At 72.3% G+C, this 14080-nt stretch carries 20 protein-coding genes; all 20 read left to right on the forward strand.

From position 1 onward, the window contains the following. The first annotated feature begins 13 nt into the window (after positions 1 to 13). The 20 genes from ACFYWX_RS02370 (at position 14) to ACFYWX_RS02465 (ending at position 14056) form a co-directional block, all read left to right on the forward strand. Complete coding sequence (locus ACFYWX_RS02370; RefSeq protein ID WP_376387693.1) at positions 14 to 766, forward strand: glycosyltransferase family 2 protein; 753 nt, start codon at positions 14 to 16, stop codon at positions 764 to 766. Next, positions 766 to 1299, forward strand: a complete 534-nt coding sequence (locus tag ACFYWX_RS02375) for a hypothetical protein (RefSeq protein ID WP_389422074.1) — start codon at positions 766 to 768, stop codon at positions 1297 to 1299. The genes ACFYWX_RS02370 and ACFYWX_RS02375 overlap by 1 nt, the downstream gene beginning before the upstream one ends. Positions 1300 to 1320: 21 nt before the next feature. Next, positions 1321 to 1566: a hypothetical protein gene (locus ACFYWX_RS02380; RefSeq protein WP_389422075.1), complete on the forward strand. Its 246-nt coding sequence runs from the start codon at positions 1321 to 1323 to the stop codon at positions 1564 to 1566. Positions 1567 to 1590: 24 nt separating this feature from the next. Further along, positions 1591 to 2043, forward strand: a complete 453-nt coding sequence (locus ACFYWX_RS02385; protein WP_389422167.1) for a hypothetical protein — start codon at positions 1591 to 1593, stop codon at positions 2041 to 2043. Further along, positions 2040 to 3230: a hypothetical protein gene (locus ACFYWX_RS02390; protein WP_389422076.1), complete on the forward strand. Its 1191-nt coding sequence runs from the start codon at positions 2040 to 2042 to the stop codon at positions 3228 to 3230. Before ACFYWX_RS02385 ends, ACFYWX_RS02390 begins: the two co-directional genes overlap by 4 nt. An 18-nt stretch (positions 3231 to 3248) precedes the next feature. Then, the gene (locus ACFYWX_RS02395; protein ID WP_389422077.1) at positions 3249 to 4517 is read left to right on the forward strand and encodes an MFS transporter; all 1269 of its coding nucleotides are present in this window, start codon (positions 3249 to 3251) and stop codon (positions 4515 to 4517) included. Between the two features lie 79 nt (positions 4518 to 4596). After that, complete coding sequence (locus ACFYWX_RS02400; protein ID WP_376387690.1) at positions 4597 to 4818, forward strand: hypothetical protein; 222 nt, start codon at positions 4597 to 4599, stop codon at positions 4816 to 4818. Continuing rightward, the gene (locus ACFYWX_RS02405) at positions 4815 to 4991 is read left to right on the forward strand and encodes a hypothetical protein (RefSeq protein ID WP_389422078.1); all 177 of its coding nucleotides are present in this window, start codon (positions 4815 to 4817) and stop codon (positions 4989 to 4991) included. The genes ACFYWX_RS02400 and ACFYWX_RS02405 overlap by 4 nt, the downstream gene beginning before the upstream one ends. Before the next feature lie 74 nt (positions 4992 to 5065). Next, positions 5066 to 6208 carry an AAA family ATPase gene (locus ACFYWX_RS02410; RefSeq protein ID WP_389422168.1) on the forward strand — a complete coding sequence of 381 codons (1143 nt, stop codon included), beginning with the start codon at positions 5066 to 5068 and terminating at the stop codon, positions 6206 to 6208. After that, positions 6205 to 8004, forward strand: a complete 1800-nt coding sequence (locus ACFYWX_RS02415; protein ID WP_389422079.1) for a hypothetical protein — start codon at positions 6205 to 6207, stop codon at positions 8002 to 8004. Before ACFYWX_RS02410 ends, ACFYWX_RS02415 begins: the two co-directional genes overlap by 4 nt. Positions 8005 to 8212: 208 nt before the next feature. Next, complete coding sequence (locus tag ACFYWX_RS02420) at positions 8213 to 8704, forward strand: hypothetical protein (protein ID WP_376387160.1); 492 nt, start codon at positions 8213 to 8215, stop codon at positions 8702 to 8704. Positions 8705 to 8803: 99 nt separating this feature from the next. Next, positions 8804 to 9229, forward strand: a complete 426-nt coding sequence (locus ACFYWX_RS02425) for a hypothetical protein (protein WP_376387159.1) — start codon at positions 8804 to 8806, stop codon at positions 9227 to 9229. Continuing rightward, a complete protein-coding gene (locus ACFYWX_RS02430; protein WP_389422080.1) occupies positions 9226 to 10071 on the forward strand; it encodes a relaxase/mobilization nuclease in 846 nt (281 codons plus the stop codon). The genes ACFYWX_RS02425 and ACFYWX_RS02430 overlap by 4 nt, the downstream gene beginning before the upstream one ends. A 13-nt stretch (positions 10072 to 10084) precedes the next feature. Then, entirely contained in the window at positions 10085 to 10774 is a 690-nt protein-coding gene (locus tag ACFYWX_RS02435; protein ID WP_389422081.1) for a hypothetical protein, read from the forward strand. Between the two features lie 22 nt (positions 10775 to 10796). Continuing rightward, complete coding sequence (locus tag ACFYWX_RS02440) at positions 10797 to 11555, forward strand: hypothetical protein (RefSeq protein WP_389422082.1); 759 nt, start codon at positions 10797 to 10799, stop codon at positions 11553 to 11555. Further along, on the forward strand, positions 11552 to 11731 hold the full coding sequence (locus ACFYWX_RS02445) for a hypothetical protein (RefSeq protein ID WP_376387155.1): 180 nt from the start codon (positions 11552 to 11554) through the stop codon (positions 11729 to 11731). Before ACFYWX_RS02440 ends, ACFYWX_RS02445 begins: the two co-directional genes overlap by 4 nt. Next, positions 11728 to 12057, forward strand: a complete 330-nt coding sequence (locus ACFYWX_RS02450) for a hypothetical protein (RefSeq protein ID WP_389422083.1) — start codon at positions 11728 to 11730, stop codon at positions 12055 to 12057. Before ACFYWX_RS02445 ends, ACFYWX_RS02450 begins: the two co-directional genes overlap by 4 nt. Positions 12058 to 12189: 132 nt before the next feature. Beyond that, on the forward strand, positions 12190 to 12597 hold the full coding sequence (locus tag ACFYWX_RS02455) for a hypothetical protein (RefSeq protein ID WP_376387153.1): 408 nt from the start codon (positions 12190 to 12192) through the stop codon (positions 12595 to 12597). 275 nt (positions 12598 to 12872) lie between these two features. Continuing rightward, the gene (locus ACFYWX_RS02460; protein WP_389422084.1) at positions 12873 to 13256 is read left to right on the forward strand and encodes a hypothetical protein; all 384 of its coding nucleotides are present in this window, start codon (positions 12873 to 12875) and stop codon (positions 13254 to 13256) included. Then, positions 13253 to 14056 carry a DUF317 domain-containing protein gene (locus ACFYWX_RS02465; RefSeq protein ID WP_389422085.1) on the forward strand — a complete coding sequence of 268 codons (804 nt, stop codon included), beginning with the start codon at positions 13253 to 13255 and terminating at the stop codon, positions 14054 to 14056. The genes ACFYWX_RS02460 and ACFYWX_RS02465 overlap by 4 nt, the downstream gene beginning before the upstream one ends. Positions 14057 to 14080: the final 24 nt, after the last annotated feature.

Genomic DNA, 14080 nt, shown 5'->3' on the forward strand with positions numbered 1-14080 from the left:
GCACGCCCTGCCCCTGATCACCGTCGTCATCGCCAGCCGCCTGTGCGAAGACCGGCTCGACTACCTGACCGCCATGCACGCCAGCCTCACCCGGCAGTCCGTGCCGTGGGAGGCCGTGATCGCGCTCGACGGCGCCTCGCCGGACCGCCTGCCCGACCCGCTCGCGCAGGACTCCCGCGTCCGCACGTTTGCTCTGCCTCGCCCGGTCGGCGCCGCCTGCGCCCGGAACCTGGCCCTCGCCCATGTCCGCACCCGGTACACCAACTGGGCTGATGACGATGATGAGTTCACCGACGACGCCATGGCTGTGCGGCTGAACATCCTGGAGTCGACCGGGGTCGGCTGGTGCGCGGGATGGAGCGAGGACCTGCACCCCGACGGCTCGACCACCCTGTGGCGATGCCCCGCCCCGCCCGGCCGGCACGAGGCCGGCGACGTGTGGACGTACTGGAAGTCCCCGGCGGACACCATCCCCATCGGGCCGACCACGATCCTCGCCCGCACCGACCTGGTGCGCGCCGCTCCGATGGGCGGGCTCGTCCAGGGCGAGGACTACTGCGCCGCCCTCGGCGTCACCAGCCTCGCCCCCGGGATCCTGCTTCCCCTGCCGGTCTACCGGTACCGCAAACACCCTGGCCAGATGACCCGCCAGGACGCCTATGACGTCCTGGAGCCGGAGGCTCGGCGGCATGCGTGGAACTACGGAGGCAGCCTGCGAGCCGCCCTCCGCGCCCGGGAGACAAGCGCTGCGGCCGGGGTGGTCTGATGTCTTCCTCCGTCACTGCGGCCACATTCGACTATCTGGCCAGGCGTCTGGAGGAACTGGCCGCCTCATTCCCCACCAGCCCCGAAGCCGTCGACCTGGTCACGCTCACCGACGACATCGGCGTGCTGGCCCACCATCTGCAGCACACCATCGAACACGCGCAGGAACGGTTCACCACACCGCAGACGGTCTACCCGCCCGAACGCGTCGCCCTGGTCCAGCTCGCCCGGGCCGCCGCCGGTATCACGCGAGGTCTGGACACGCTCGCCGAAGCCCTGACCTACGCCACGACCGGCTTCCAGCGCGAGGCCGTGGAGGATCTCGCCCACTCGCCTCTGCGCAACGACCCCGAAGTCCTGCGGATCATGACGGCAGAGAAGTACGTCGCGGCCCGCGCACGCCTGCGCCACACCGCCGCCGCCCTGCGCGCGGCCTCCACCCCGGCACCGTCTGGGCCGTCCACACCGCGCACGACCGGCTCACGGGCCCAGCCAGCTGCCGCCGCCCAGTCACGGCAGCCCAACCGCCACTGAACGACGCCAGCAGACCACGGGATGCCCCCGAACCCTCTTGCCGAGATCCGGCTCGCCTACAGCCGCGCCGCCGCCCTGGCCGTCATCGCCCACGGCGAGCAGTACCAGTGGGCCAACGCCGCCTTGGACCAGGCCCGATTCACCAAACGGGACGACGGAAGCGACAGCATGCCCGGCCCCGACGTTCGCCCAGCCCGCCACCGGCGGACCCGCCCCCTTGAAACCAGCCCGGCGTACCACGACCCATCCGCCGTCCCTCGCCGCTGACCAGTAGAAAGAAGGGATCCTTCTCTGTCCGATCACTTCCGCTTCCGTGACCATCCCGAACACGGTTTCGTCGCCACCGCCGCACCGAGCTTCACCCCTCACCTGGCCGAGTGGTTCCTCGTCCGCGAGCAGTTCGAGCCCGTCCCCTTTTCGCCGGGCCTGTACCGGCTCACCAAGCCGGAACGCGATGGGCTGCGCCGTACCCGCCAAGCCGTCCACGACCTGCGCAGCCTCGGCTACAGCGTGCAGGCCGACGTTCGCCTCGACCCGTCCCTCTCCGCCGGGCCACCACGCCCGGACCGGCCGAACGGGTTCCCGGAGCGCCGCAGCCGTCTCGCCCAAGCAGCAGCTGGCCGAACGACGCAGCGCGCCACACCGCCCACCACTTCCTCGCCCTCGGCCCGACCGATCCCGCCGAAGCCCGCCTACGCACCGACCGTCCACCTGACGGCCTCGGGCAGTGGACGGTCCCGATGACGCCCGCGAGGAATCCGACCCCGGACGGCTCCGTCCCGGTGACACCGGAACTCGCGGACGGTGCACGCAACTTCCGGCTGCGGATGGCGGTCATCGACCGCGAGAGCGAGGTCGCGCTCGACATGGCATGCGACCGCTACGGTCGCACCGTCCACGCAGGCGTCGCGGCAGCCGCACGAGCCCACCGCAACAGGGCGGCGGTGGAGGCGTACACCACACACCTCGCCCCGCATGCCGACACTCTGCTCGACGTCGCCCGCCGTGCGCTCGACGAGCTGCCACCCGCCCGGCACCTGGCCGGGTGGCGGGCCGTGCTGGACGGCCTGGCCGCCTCCGCCGCCGAGATCCGCCGGGCCCTCGACCGGCCGGACGCCCCCGGCTCCCCGGCCGAACGCACGCAGCACTCGGCCCTGTGGCCGCACCTCGCCGCCTGGGCGGATCACAGCTTCATCGCCAGTGACCACGCCGACCAGACCAAGCACCGTCATCACAGGGCCCCGCTGACCGACGAGGAACAGCGGATGTGGACCGAGAGGGCCCAGGCCGCGCGGCAGCGAGGCGAGCTGGAGCTGACCGAGTCGTGGTACGCCGCCGACGGGCAGCCGATCACCCTCGCCCACCTCATCGAGAACGATGACTCGACGCTGGTCGCGCTGCGAGGTGACCCGGACGCACCGGGGTGGCAGGTGATCGGGCACTACGCCCACGAATACGAGGCAGGGAAGGTACTGCCTGCCCCGGTCCCGCCCGGTGTGCTGCGCGCGGACGTCTCCCGGTTCAACCGCCCAGTGCCGGTCCCGGAGGTGTCGCTGCAGGAACTCATCCGCGACGTCGTCGAAGGCCAGACCGCAGGAGACGCCTCCGAAGCTCTTCTCGGCGCCGTCCAGCGCGGCTACACCCCGGGCCCGATGGTCCGTCTCCAGGAACTCCTGGAAACAAGCAGCCAGTTCGCCAGCGCGCTCGAGTCCGTGCAGGGCCGCCAGATCGCCGCCCGCCTCTCGGCGCTGGGCCGGCAGATCGAGTTCCTCACCCGCGAAGTCGAGGAGGCGGCCGAGGACCTCGGCGCGACCGTCGCCGTCCTGCCGCCGCACCGCACCCCCGTGCCGCGCGTCCGCCCGCGTCCGGCCGTGGACACCGCACCACCCACGCCGCCACCCCGCGCCATCACGCCCGCCCACCACCGCTAAGCACCGAGAAAGCACCCGTTGTCCCTGACCGCCTCCCCAGCCCCGGCCCCGCGCATCTCCTACGGCGCGGTGCTGGGCAGCCCGTACGTCGCCCGCCTCCTCGGCGGCACCCTCACCGGCCGACTTCCCAACGGCATGGCGCCCGTCGCCATCCTTCTGTTGGCCACCGCGAGCGGCAGCAGCATCGCCTTCGGCGGGCTGCTCAGCGCCCTGTACGGGCTGTCCTCCGCGCTGTCCCAGCCGGTCAAGGGACGCCTCATGGACCGCCACGGCCAGAGCGCGGTGCATCTTCCGGCAGCCCTGCTCAACTCGGCCCTCCTGGTGGCTCTGCCCCTGGCCGGACCGTATGGCGGACCGGGCCTCGCCACGGCCATCGTCGTCGTCGGCGGCCTGACCACGCCTCCCCTGGAGGCCGGGCTCCGGGCGCTGTGGCCGAGCGTGCTGCCAGACCCCCGGCTGCGGCACGCCGCGCTCGCGCTCGACACCGGCACGCAGGGCCTGCTGTACATCGTCGGCCCCCTGCTCTCCGCGGCGCTCGCCTCCGCGTACAACCCCGCCGTCGCGCTCGCCGTCACCGCAGCCCTCGGCCTGGCCGGCACCGCCGCGGTCGCCCTCGCTCCGCCGTCGCGACGCTGGCGACCCGAACCGTTCGTGGGGCAGGACACGGCCCCGGCTCGGCAGTTGGCCACCCCTGCCGCGTTGCTGCTGTTCGTTTCCCTCACGGGCATCGGGTTCGCGATCGGAGCCATGAACGTGTGGTCCATCTCCATGGCCGAGCACCACCACCAGGACATGCTCTCGGGCATCATCCCCGCCGCGTTCTCCACAGGCGCCTTCCTCGGCGGCCTCATCTACGGAATCCGCACCTGGACCGGCACCACCACCAGGCGACTGATCATCGCCACAGCCGCGTTCCTGGCCGGGTGGCTCCCGCTCCTTGCCCTTCCGGCCCCGTATGCGGCCACCGCTGCGGTCACCGTGCCCGGTGCGTTCCTGACCATCGTGGTCGCCTGCGCCTACGTCACCACCGACGCCCTCACCCCCGCAGGCCGCACCAGCGAGGCGTACGCGTGGCTGATCCTCGCGATCGGCGCCGGGCAGTCCGCCGGCACCGCCCTCGCCGGACGCCTCGCCGAGCAGCCTCTCGCCAGCGCTGCGCTCCCCGCCGCCGGCGCGGCCTTCGCTCTCACCGTCCTTCTCGCCGCTCGCCGACGTCTCGGCCCCACCGGACACATGCAGTGCGGCCGGCACCGCCGCCCGCTCCGAGGCCGGCACAAGACGCCCTGATCCGGGCGCAACACCCCACCGCTTTCCCGCCACCACCGATAGGAGTTCCGCCTTGCCCGAAGCACCAGCAGAGCCGTTCATGCCGATCCGGCACACCATCACCGGCGAGATCACCACCACGGGCTACAACGCCGCCGCCCGGCGGATCCTGCTCCAGGACGGCTTCGAAGAGACGCCAGGCTGCGCCTGCAGAGCGACGGAACCCGATATGGAGCGGACGCACGGGCCTGCTCGGCAGCCAGCGAGCTGCTCGTCGCCGGCCGTCCCCTGCACCTGTACCGAGCCCTCGGTCGGCCGGTGAGCGCCGACGGTACGCCCCGGTTGGCCCGGTCGCCGATGTCGGCACAGTCCGTGATCCGCTCCGAGAGCGGCCAGCCTCTCCAGCGCATCGCCCACCCCGCCCGCACCCGCACCCGCACGCGCACGCGCACCCGCACCCGCACCCGCACCTGCACCTGCACCTGCACCTGTTGAAGGATCCTCGTTTGACCACACCCGGAACGCCTACCAGTCCAGCGCGCACCAAGGGCGGCGAACTACGGGCCAAGGTGGCCCGACTGCTGGCCGACCGGCCGGCGGACACGCTCACCATCGGGGACATGGCCAGGCAGCTGGGCCACTCCCACGGCGCCGTCCGCAACGCCGCCCTCACCCTGGTGCGACGCGGCGAAGCCGACCAAAGCGGGACCGGACAACCGGAGTTCCGCGCGAACGCGAAAACCGCCGCAGCCGCGCAGACCGCTGTGATCAGCCCACCAGGCACCCACTCTCCCCGCGCCCAGCCGGCCACGGCCCGCACCACCACTCCCGCAGCAGCCACGCCCAGGCAGACCGGCCCGATCCGCCGCGCGGGGGGCCAGCTCTACCACCCCCGGGAGCTGGCCGATCTGCCCGACGTCGAGGCGTTGAACCGTCTGCGCGACGCCGACGTGCCGGTGCTGCTCTACGGCCCTCCGGGCACCGGCAAGACGAGTCTGGTCGAGGCGGCGTTCCCGGACCTGCTCACCGTCGCCGGTGACGGCGACACCACGGTCGGCGACTTGATCGGCGAGTACACACAGGACGACGCGGGAGCCTACGTATTCCAGTACGGTCCGCTGGTCACCGCGATGACCGAGGGCCGCGCCCTGCTGATCGACGATGCCACCTTGATCTCACCGAAGGTCCTGGCGGCGCTGTATCCCGCGATGGACGGGCGCAGGCAGATCCAGGTCAAGGCCCACAAGGGCGAGACCATCAAGGCCGAGCCGGGCTTCTACGTGGTGGCGGGCCACAATCCCGGCGTCCACGGGGCGGTGTTGACGGAGGCGCTCGCGAGCCGGTTCAGCGTGCAGATACAGATCGGCACGGACTATGACCTCGCCCTGGCGCTGAGGATCGATGCCCGGGTGGTCCGGGTGGCCCGACACCTCGCCCACCAGGTCGAACTCGGTGAGCTGGGCTGGGCCCCCCAACTGCGGGAGCTGCTCAGCTACCAGAAGACCGAGGCCGTCCTCGGCACCAAGGCCGCGCTCGCGAACCTGGTCGGCATCGCTCCTGTGGAGGATCGCGACGCCGTCGCCGCTGCCGTCATCAAGGCTGCCGGCGTCAAGAAGGTCGCGCCCCTCACCCTCGGCAAGCAGCTCTCCGCCTCGGCCGTCCGGCAGCCCCCGGGCAGCACCGGCTCCGCGCACCGGGGCCGCTCGCGATGAGCGCCCACCACCACGTCCAGTCCCCCGCCACCCTGCCGGACGACGACGCCGACCTCGCGCGATGGGACGACGACGGCGCCCCGCCCGCGCTGCCCCGTTCCTCCCCGCACTTGTGGCTGCGCGTGGGAGCCGAACTCGGCGATCGGCTGGTCGCCCTCTCCGGCCGCCAGGACCTCCTCGTCACCTGCCGCCCCGGCACGCGCAGCGGCGCACCGGCCGCGTTCTTCCCCACTCTGGGCGAGGTCGAGTTCGACGCCGGCCTGTTCGCCCCGCTGAAGCCCCACGAGATCCATCCGCGGATCGTGGGCGACGAGGAGCGGTATCCCGCCGCCTGGGGAGTGTTCGTCCACGAGGCCGCGCACGCGGCCCACTCCGTCTGGACGCAGCCTGGCGGAGCGAACCCCCGTATTGTCGAGGCCGCGCTCCTGCTGGAGGAGAGCCGTGTCGAAGGCGCACACCTGATCACGCGGCCCACGGACCGCACGTACCTGCGCACCAGTGCCCGAACCCTGGTCATGCCCGACATCGCCTACCCCAGCCTCCAGGGCATCGAGCACGCCGCCGCCGTGGCGGCCCTGGTCCTCGGCCGCCGTGACGTCGGCATCCTGGACGCCGGCGAGACCCGGGCCGTCGCCGATCTGTGCGAAAAGGTGCTGGGCGCAGACCTGCTGGCCACACTGACCCGCATCTGGACCGCAGCCCACCAGTGCGCCGACCACGACGCCACGACCATGCTCGCGCACGGTCAAGAATGGTGCGACGCTCTGGACATCGCGGCCCCCGCCCTGCCCGTGCCGGAGAACCTCACCGATCTGCTGTCCGGCGCCGTGGGGGTCGTCATGGACAGCACGGCAGCCACCGACGCCGCCGACGTCGCGGCACAGGCCGCAGCGGCCAACGCCATGGCCGCGCAGTCCAGGGCGCAGGCTCAGGACCGCGCCCAGCGGGCCGGCCAGCGACGCAAAGCCGCCGCCACCGCCAAGTCGGTCTTCAACGCCCGTGGCACCACCGTCGCCCCCGACGGCACACCGGCGCCCTACGGCAACCCGGTCACCGGCACCCGCAGGCCCACCGCCGCCGAGCAGAGTGCCGCCGCGCGCCTGAGCCGCGCCCTGCGTGCCGCCGCCTACCGCGAGCGGACCGAGGAGCGGACCACCAGCCCCACCCCGCCCGGCCGCCTCAACATGCGCGCGGCTCTCGCCCGCGACGCTCAGCGCGCGGCCGGGTCGGTCCCCACCGCGGAACCGTTCACTCACACCCGCCGCCGGAACTCCCCCACCCCACCGCTGCGTGTGGGTATCGCCGTCGACGTCTCCGGCTCCATGCGTGCCGCCTGCGCGCCCGTCGCGTCCGCTGCCTGGATCGTGGCACGCGCAGCAGCCCTGACCGACCCCGACTCCCTTACCGCCACCATCGCCTATGACAGGCACCTGACCGCATTGATCCGGCCCACCCACCGGGCGCCAGAGCGCGTGACGACGTTCGATGCCAACGGCGGCCACCACAACCTCGGCGACGCCATCGACGCACTCGACCACGGCCTCGAACTCAGCCGCCCCGGCGCCGGCCGCCTCCTCGTGATCGTCACCGACGCCCGGTACGGCAGCGACGAAACCGCTTCTGCCGTCACCCGCGTCAAGCAGCTCACGACCGCCGGCTGCGCCGTACTCCAGCTCACCCTCACCGCGAAGTCCCAGCACTTGCCGGGGACCACCTTGCTGCACCTGCCCCGGCCCTCCAGCGCTCCCGTCGCCATCGCCAAGGCGGCCACAGACGCCATCCGCAGGACACGCTGAGACGACGCAGAAGGCGGAAGCGTCCCCGAGACCACCGCCAAGCACTCCAGACCACCTCCGTCCACCGCATGAATCGCGCATCTGATGCACGACCCTCCGCAACGACGCAGGCCACCACCCCAACCGCCAACGAAAGGCACTCGATTTGAAGCCCCAGACCAGCAGCCCGACCTCGAACGTAACGCCCATCAAACGGAATTCCCCGGGGGTGAGTACGCACTGGACCGTGCAGCACGCCTGCTCCCACCAGGTGGTTCATGATCTGTCCGGTCGTCCTGCCGACAAGCGGGCCGGATTCGCCCGTTGGCTCGCGGCTAAGGACTGCTCCGGCTGCTGGAAGGCATCGCGTCACGCCGACACGGAGTCCAAGGAGGAGTGGCTCGCGGCCAAGCGCGCCGCCGAGCAGGAGGCTGCCGTCGCGTGGGCGAGGCAGTTCGACATGCCGCAGCTGGAGGGCCCGGCCAAGGCCCTGGACTGGGGCGAGCGCTCCCGCCACCAGCTGATGACGGCCGCGCACACCGCGCTGGTGGTGGAGGGGAGTTGGGACGAGGCGGACTGGGCGGAGCTGGAGGAGAAGGCCCGCGCCATCACCTCCGCCGGATGGTGGATCGACCAGCGCGACGCCGAGGGCACCGACGTGCTCGAACTCCTCGACGCAGCCACCGAGGCGGACCGCGGGACGGAGAACCCGTTCCGCTGACGGCGGGGGAACATAGCCGGGAAACGCCGGTTAGCCAAACCGGCGTTTCTCCGGACCATTGTTCCTCCCACCCCGCCACCGATCGCGTGGAAGGAACCCATGTCCCAGCCCCCGCCCACGTCGGCCTTCGCGCCTACGCCCGACCCGCTCACCCCCGCCCGGGACATCACGCACCAGCACTTCCAGGCCGGTGACACTGTCGTTGTCCTGAAGGGGGTGGCCGGCGGGGAACTGTGGGGCGATGCGATGCGCATCGTTGCCCCGTCCTGGCACACCCCGACCGACGAGGACGGGTGGCGGCTGCGTGATGCGACCGGCGGCGCCCAGTCCTACGTCACCGGCCACCCCCGCTACCTCGTACACCTCTCGCGCCGCTGCCCGGACTGCCTGATCTACCTGCGGGCCATGGAAGACGCTCTCCTGCCGCGGTACGCCGACCGCAACGAGCTGATCGACTGCGGCTGGTACACCACCACCGCCCTCAACCAGTTGGTGCACATCGCCGACGTTCGGGGCGGCCGGTGATTCCCCGCCTGCACGAGCGGACCCACACGCCGCACGACCCGCTCGCCGAGGCGCTGGGGCGGCCGGTCTCGCCTCACGAGGGCCTGACGGAATACACGATCGTCGCCCACTGGCCCGGCCTGGACTACTTCACCCTGGACGACGAGCAGAGGATCTGGACGTCCGTCCAGTGGGCCGAGCACCTCGAAGACCCGTATCTGGAGTATCCGTTCGCTGCCAGCCCGGACGACGACCGGCGGGCGATCCTCCACCTTGACATCCGGCTTCACCCGGACGACCGGGAGCTGACCGGCCCCGAGTGGGCTGAAATCGCTCACCGGCTCGCGCGGGCCGCCGGCATCGAGATTCCCGGCAAGGAGCGCGGCTGCCGGTGGATTGCCGTTCAGGCGCAGCCCGGACGCCTCGATTTGATCGCCAATCTGATCAGCCTCGACGGCGCGTGGCACGCACCGCCCGCCGACATCGTGCGGCGCCTTGCGGACGAGGCGCGCCGCATCGCGCAGGACCTCCGCCTGATTCCCGTGCGCTCCGGCCCCACGGCGCGGCCTGCCCTTCGGCCAGCGCCCACGGCATCGGCCCAGCTCGCGAGCGTCCTCACGCAGCTCGCCGACGAGCAAGTCGGTCCGCTGGCCACGGTCCGCGGACTCATCGAGCACACCGCGCACCGATTCGCACGCCAGCGCGGCGCTGCCGGCACCGACACGGCGCACCGCCTGGAGCTGATCGCCCGCCGCCTCCACGCCATCCAGCAGGACCTGGACACCACCGCGGCCCACCTGGTCCAGCCCCGGGTCGCCGCCGCACCACCCGCCGCCCGGTACACCGCCCACCGATCGCCGTAGGAGAAACGTCTCCTTGCCCCGTACCGACCGCTTCCTGGACATCCGCCGTGACCCGCACTCCGCCGAACTCCTCGCCCGCGGCGGCGACTCCGAGGCGCACAGCATCCTCCAGCGCGCGGGTTTCATCGCCGTCGTCCGTCTCCACGAGACCTACCACCGCACTCCCACCGGCCTCACCGAGGACGGCCAGTCCGATCTCGCCATCGACGCCGTGGCCCGCCTCCGGGCCGCCGGGTACCACGTCGACTGCGACGAGAACTTCGACACTGACTACCGGCCGGCCAGTTACCTCCCACTGGGCTCCTCCGTAGCCCACATCGCCGAACGCATACGCCAAGCCACCACCACGGAAGAGGCGGCCGACGCCCTGACCGAGCTGACCGCAGCCCACGACGGCATCCTCGCCACGCTGGAGGAAGTGCTCACCGCCACCGCCGACTTCCACGACGGACTCGGCCAGGCGGCCGACCCCTACATCGCACGGCGGTTGCGCTACCTCGTCGACGAGCACCTGCACGTCATCCGCACCGACGTCGCCCACACCCGCAACGCCCTCGCCGACCGGCACGCCCCGCACCCGGGCCGCAGCACCTGCACCGGGGAGGTCCCCGAACGCGAACGCTCCGCCGTGTGCGCCTGCCCGCCCCCGCCGCGCACGCTCCCGGTCCCGCCGCCCCCCGTGGCCGCCGGACTGCGCCGCTGACCCTACTTCGCCCAAGGACACCATGCACGACTACGACACCTCCGAGCGCCTCGCCTCGTACGCCGACGTCCTCGCCGGCGAACTCCCTGACACCTGGACCAGCACTCACCTCCCGCCGGAGGCCAAGGACGACCTCGCCGAACTGGCCGACCGCATCTGGGACCTGGACCTGGTCGCCGCGTCCCTCGCCGAGCGCCCGCTTCATCAGGCAGCCGTCCTGAGCCGCCCCGACGGCGCCCAGCTCGTCCTTCTGGACCGGCACGACGCACGCGACGGCTTCCTCATCGCCGCCGTCGCCCCCCGCGCCCTGCCCGACGAGGCGTACCGCGGCGTCCCCGAGCCCAACGGCATCGCCCTGGCGGACGACCCGTTCCTGAGCGCGCAGCAGATAGCCGGCGACCTGCTCGCCCGCTACGACAGCGCCCTCGCCCAGGTCCGGCACAACGCCCTGGGTGGCATCCAGCCCTCCCAGCCGGACCGGGTCGTCCTGACCTGGCAGCCGGACGGCAGCGTCGCCACCGCCCCCGTCGACGACCGTGCCGGCGCGATCCTCGTCGCCCACGGCTTCGTCCAGGACCCGCAGAGCGGCATCTACCGCCTCAGCGGCGACGACACCAGAGCGCAGGCGCGCGCCCTGCGCGAGCTCGGCCCGCAACTCGACGCACTCGGCATCGGCACCGCCCTCCAGCACCCCGCAGGCCGGACCGCGCCCACCTCCGCCCCAGCCTCCATGCCGCCCTCCCCGGCTGGCAGTCGTGCGCCGGCCAGCAGGGCTCGATGAAGCAGGCGGAGCCCGAGTTCGGGGTGCTGGAGTACATCACCATCACCAAGGACCCTCGCACCGGCCTGGTCGTCGCCATCGGCGGCACCGAGAAGGCGGCTTCCTCACCGCTCCCGGACCGAGCGGGGACTACCACCGGCTTCCCCACGGCCTGCCCGTCGAGCACCAGCGCTTGAAGGCGACCGCTGGCTCGCACGCCCTGCTTGCCGCCGGTCACAACGTCCACCTCGACCCCGCCCTGAACGCGCTGGTCACACCGGACAGCGAACACAGCGCGGCCCTGCGCTTCCTCACCCAGCTCGCCGAGCGGGCCTCTGCCGCCAAGACCAGCAGTGCGGTAGCCGAGGTGCTCACCGAGATCGCCGCCCCGGTCAACGGTCTGCTGCCCCTTACCAGGGAAGTGGTCGTCCGGGCCTGGATCGCCGCCAGTGCCCTCCAGGGGCCGCCCCCGGCGAGGAACCCGAACCCCTCGCACGGCTCAGGGACACCGCGAACTCCATGAGCAAGTACGCGTGCATGATCCTCCACGCCCGCAACCACGCCGCCCGGGCTCCGCAGCCGGCGGCCCTCACACCGCCGCCGAGCTCCGCCCAGCCCTCGGCCTTCCGCCACCGTTGATCCCAGAGGGAAACACATGGCCAACCTGGCCGACGAGTACGGCACGGACGTCGAGATCTACATCAAGGCCCTGACGACCACCCTCCACGCCGACACCCCCACCGGCGCCCCGGCCCAGCTCCATGACCTGCTGGAACAGCTCGGCCTCGAACGCCACGAATACCCCACGGGCGCGCCGCTGTACATCTGGCACACGGTGCCCGAACACCTCGGTGCCGACGAGCAAAAACGCCTGGCGACCCGCGCCATCCCCGCCCTGCTCCTGGCCGGCTACGACGTCAACTGCACACCCGACGTCTTCGACGAAACCGCCTACCGGCACGCCGTGCACGACGCCCGCGCCCGAGAAGCCCGCCCCGCCACGGAGCATCCGGCACCGGCCAACTCTCCCTCGCGCCCTGCACCGGCCCGCCGCACCCCGTAAGACCGGCCCGGGCGGCCCTGGCCCCCTCGGCGCCGCCCACCGCAACCCCGATTCCCGGAGAAACCTGTAACAGCCCGCACACCCCCACCGATCAGCAACCGGCTCCAACCCCGACTCGCGACCGCCCTGTTCCGCCGCTACCTGCGCGCCTGCATCCCGACCGGCCCCGATCGCGCCTCCCCGTTGGCCGGCGCCCGCCCAGAGGCCGTCCTCGCCGAGACCCAGCGCGTCGGCCACCGCCACCACCACTGACCGCACTCCCACCCCGGAGGAGCATGACCCACCCCGCCCCCTACCCGGTGAGACTGGCCGACGAGATCACCCGCCAGCTCGGCCAGCTCGCCGGCCACCTCTCTCAACTTCCCCCGCCCCAGGCCGCGCAGGTCATCGCCCGCGTCCTCGACCCGGACACCGGAGTCCTCGGCGGCATCACTCACCTCGTCGCCACCGGCAGCGTGTTCGCCAAGGACCAGGCCGAACGAGGCGCCCTCCCCGCGGAAGTGTGGCTCGCTCTGGGCCGCGCCTCGAACGAACTGCACGACATCACCCTCGACCTGGACGAACACAAGGACACCCTGCGGCACGTCGGCACCCAGCCCGCCACCACCGCGGCGAAGCCTCCGGCACCCGCACCGCTCGTCGTCCGGCGGCACCGGTGAAGAAGAAGCATTGGCAGGGCTGGGGGCCAGGCGAGCAGGCCGAGCAGCACTACCTCGTCCAGCCCCGTGCCCTCGCCGGCGGTGGCGACGTCCGGCACGTCTCGGAGTTCCTGCGCGCCTCGGGCTGGCGGGACAAGTCCAAGACGAACGGCCCGCTACTCATGGAGAGCCCCGACCGCACCGTCCGTGTCGCCTACGACCCCTACATCCTGCCCGGCGGGTGGACCATCCACGGCAGAGGGGACGGCCGGAACGGCGAATGGACTGCGAACCTGGGCCGGCAGACGCCGGTGGAGATCGTCGCCGGTATGACCGACGCCCTCACCCGACCCCGCTCCGCCCACGCCCCCAACGTCTGGGCGCCCCTGCAGGAGCAGAACTGGCACACGCGTTCCGAGGGCGAGCACTACACGGCGACCAGCCCCGACGGCACCGCGTGGATGCAGTACCACCACAGCCCCGACGGCACAGCGATGTGGTGGACCGGAGCGAATGACCAGCAGGGCAACGGCTGGACAGCCAACTTCACGCCCAACACCCCGATGCACCTGGTACAAGCCCTCTCGGCCGAACTCGCCAATCCCGATCCCGTAATGCGCCCGCGCGGGCGCGTCCCGCACAGCGCACAGATCCGCACCTGGTCGGTCTCCGTCACGCCCTCCCAGCTCAGTGCGTGGCAACAGGCCCGGACCACGGCCGCCCGCGCCGCCACCTGGGCCCGCAACAGTGCTCGAAGCACACGGCCACGCACCACCGCCCGTGCCCATACCCCGGCCGGCGGCGCCCGGACCCGCCGCTGACCCGCCGCACCCGTCCCGAGGAGC

This window comes from Streptomyces sp. NPDC002888 (genome assembly GCF_042888465.1).
Taxonomy (GTDB): domain Bacteria; phylum Actinomycetota; class Actinomycetes; order Streptomycetales; family Streptomycetaceae; genus Streptomyces.

Coding starts and splice junctions, on each gene's coding strand:
- ACFYWX_RS02390 (WP_389422076.1), top strand. CDS start 2,040: ATGACGCCCGCGAGGAATCCGACCCCGGACGGCTCCGTCCCGGTGACA.
- ACFYWX_RS02460 (WP_389422084.1), top strand. CDS start 12,873: ATGACCCACCCCGCCCCCTACCCGGTGAGACTGGCCGACGAGATCACC.
- ACFYWX_RS02415 (WP_389422079.1), top strand. CDS start 6,205: ATGAGCGCCCACCACCACGTCCAGTCCCCCGCCACCCTGCCGGACGAC.
- ACFYWX_RS02425 (WP_376387159.1), top strand. CDS start 8,804: ATGTCCCAGCCCCCGCCCACGTCGGCCTTCGCGCCTACGCCCGACCCG.
- ACFYWX_RS02400 (WP_376387690.1), top strand. CDS start 4,597: ATGCCGATCCGGCACACCATCACCGGCGAGATCACCACCACGGGCTAC.
- ACFYWX_RS02455 (WP_376387153.1), top strand. CDS start 12,190: ATGGCCAACCTGGCCGACGAGTACGGCACGGACGTCGAGATCTACATC.
- ACFYWX_RS02440 (WP_389422082.1), top strand. CDS start 10,797: ATGCACGACTACGACACCTCCGAGCGCCTCGCCTCGTACGCCGACGTC.
- ACFYWX_RS02445 (WP_376387155.1), top strand. CDS start 11,552: ATGAAGCAGGCGGAGCCCGAGTTCGGGGTGCTGGAGTACATCACCATC.
- ACFYWX_RS02380 (WP_389422075.1), top strand. CDS start 1,321: ATGCCCCCGAACCCTCTTGCCGAGATCCGGCTCGCCTACAGCCGCGCC.
- ACFYWX_RS02375 (WP_389422074.1), top strand. CDS start 766: ATGTCTTCCTCCGTCACTGCGGCCACATTCGACTATCTGGCCAGGCGT.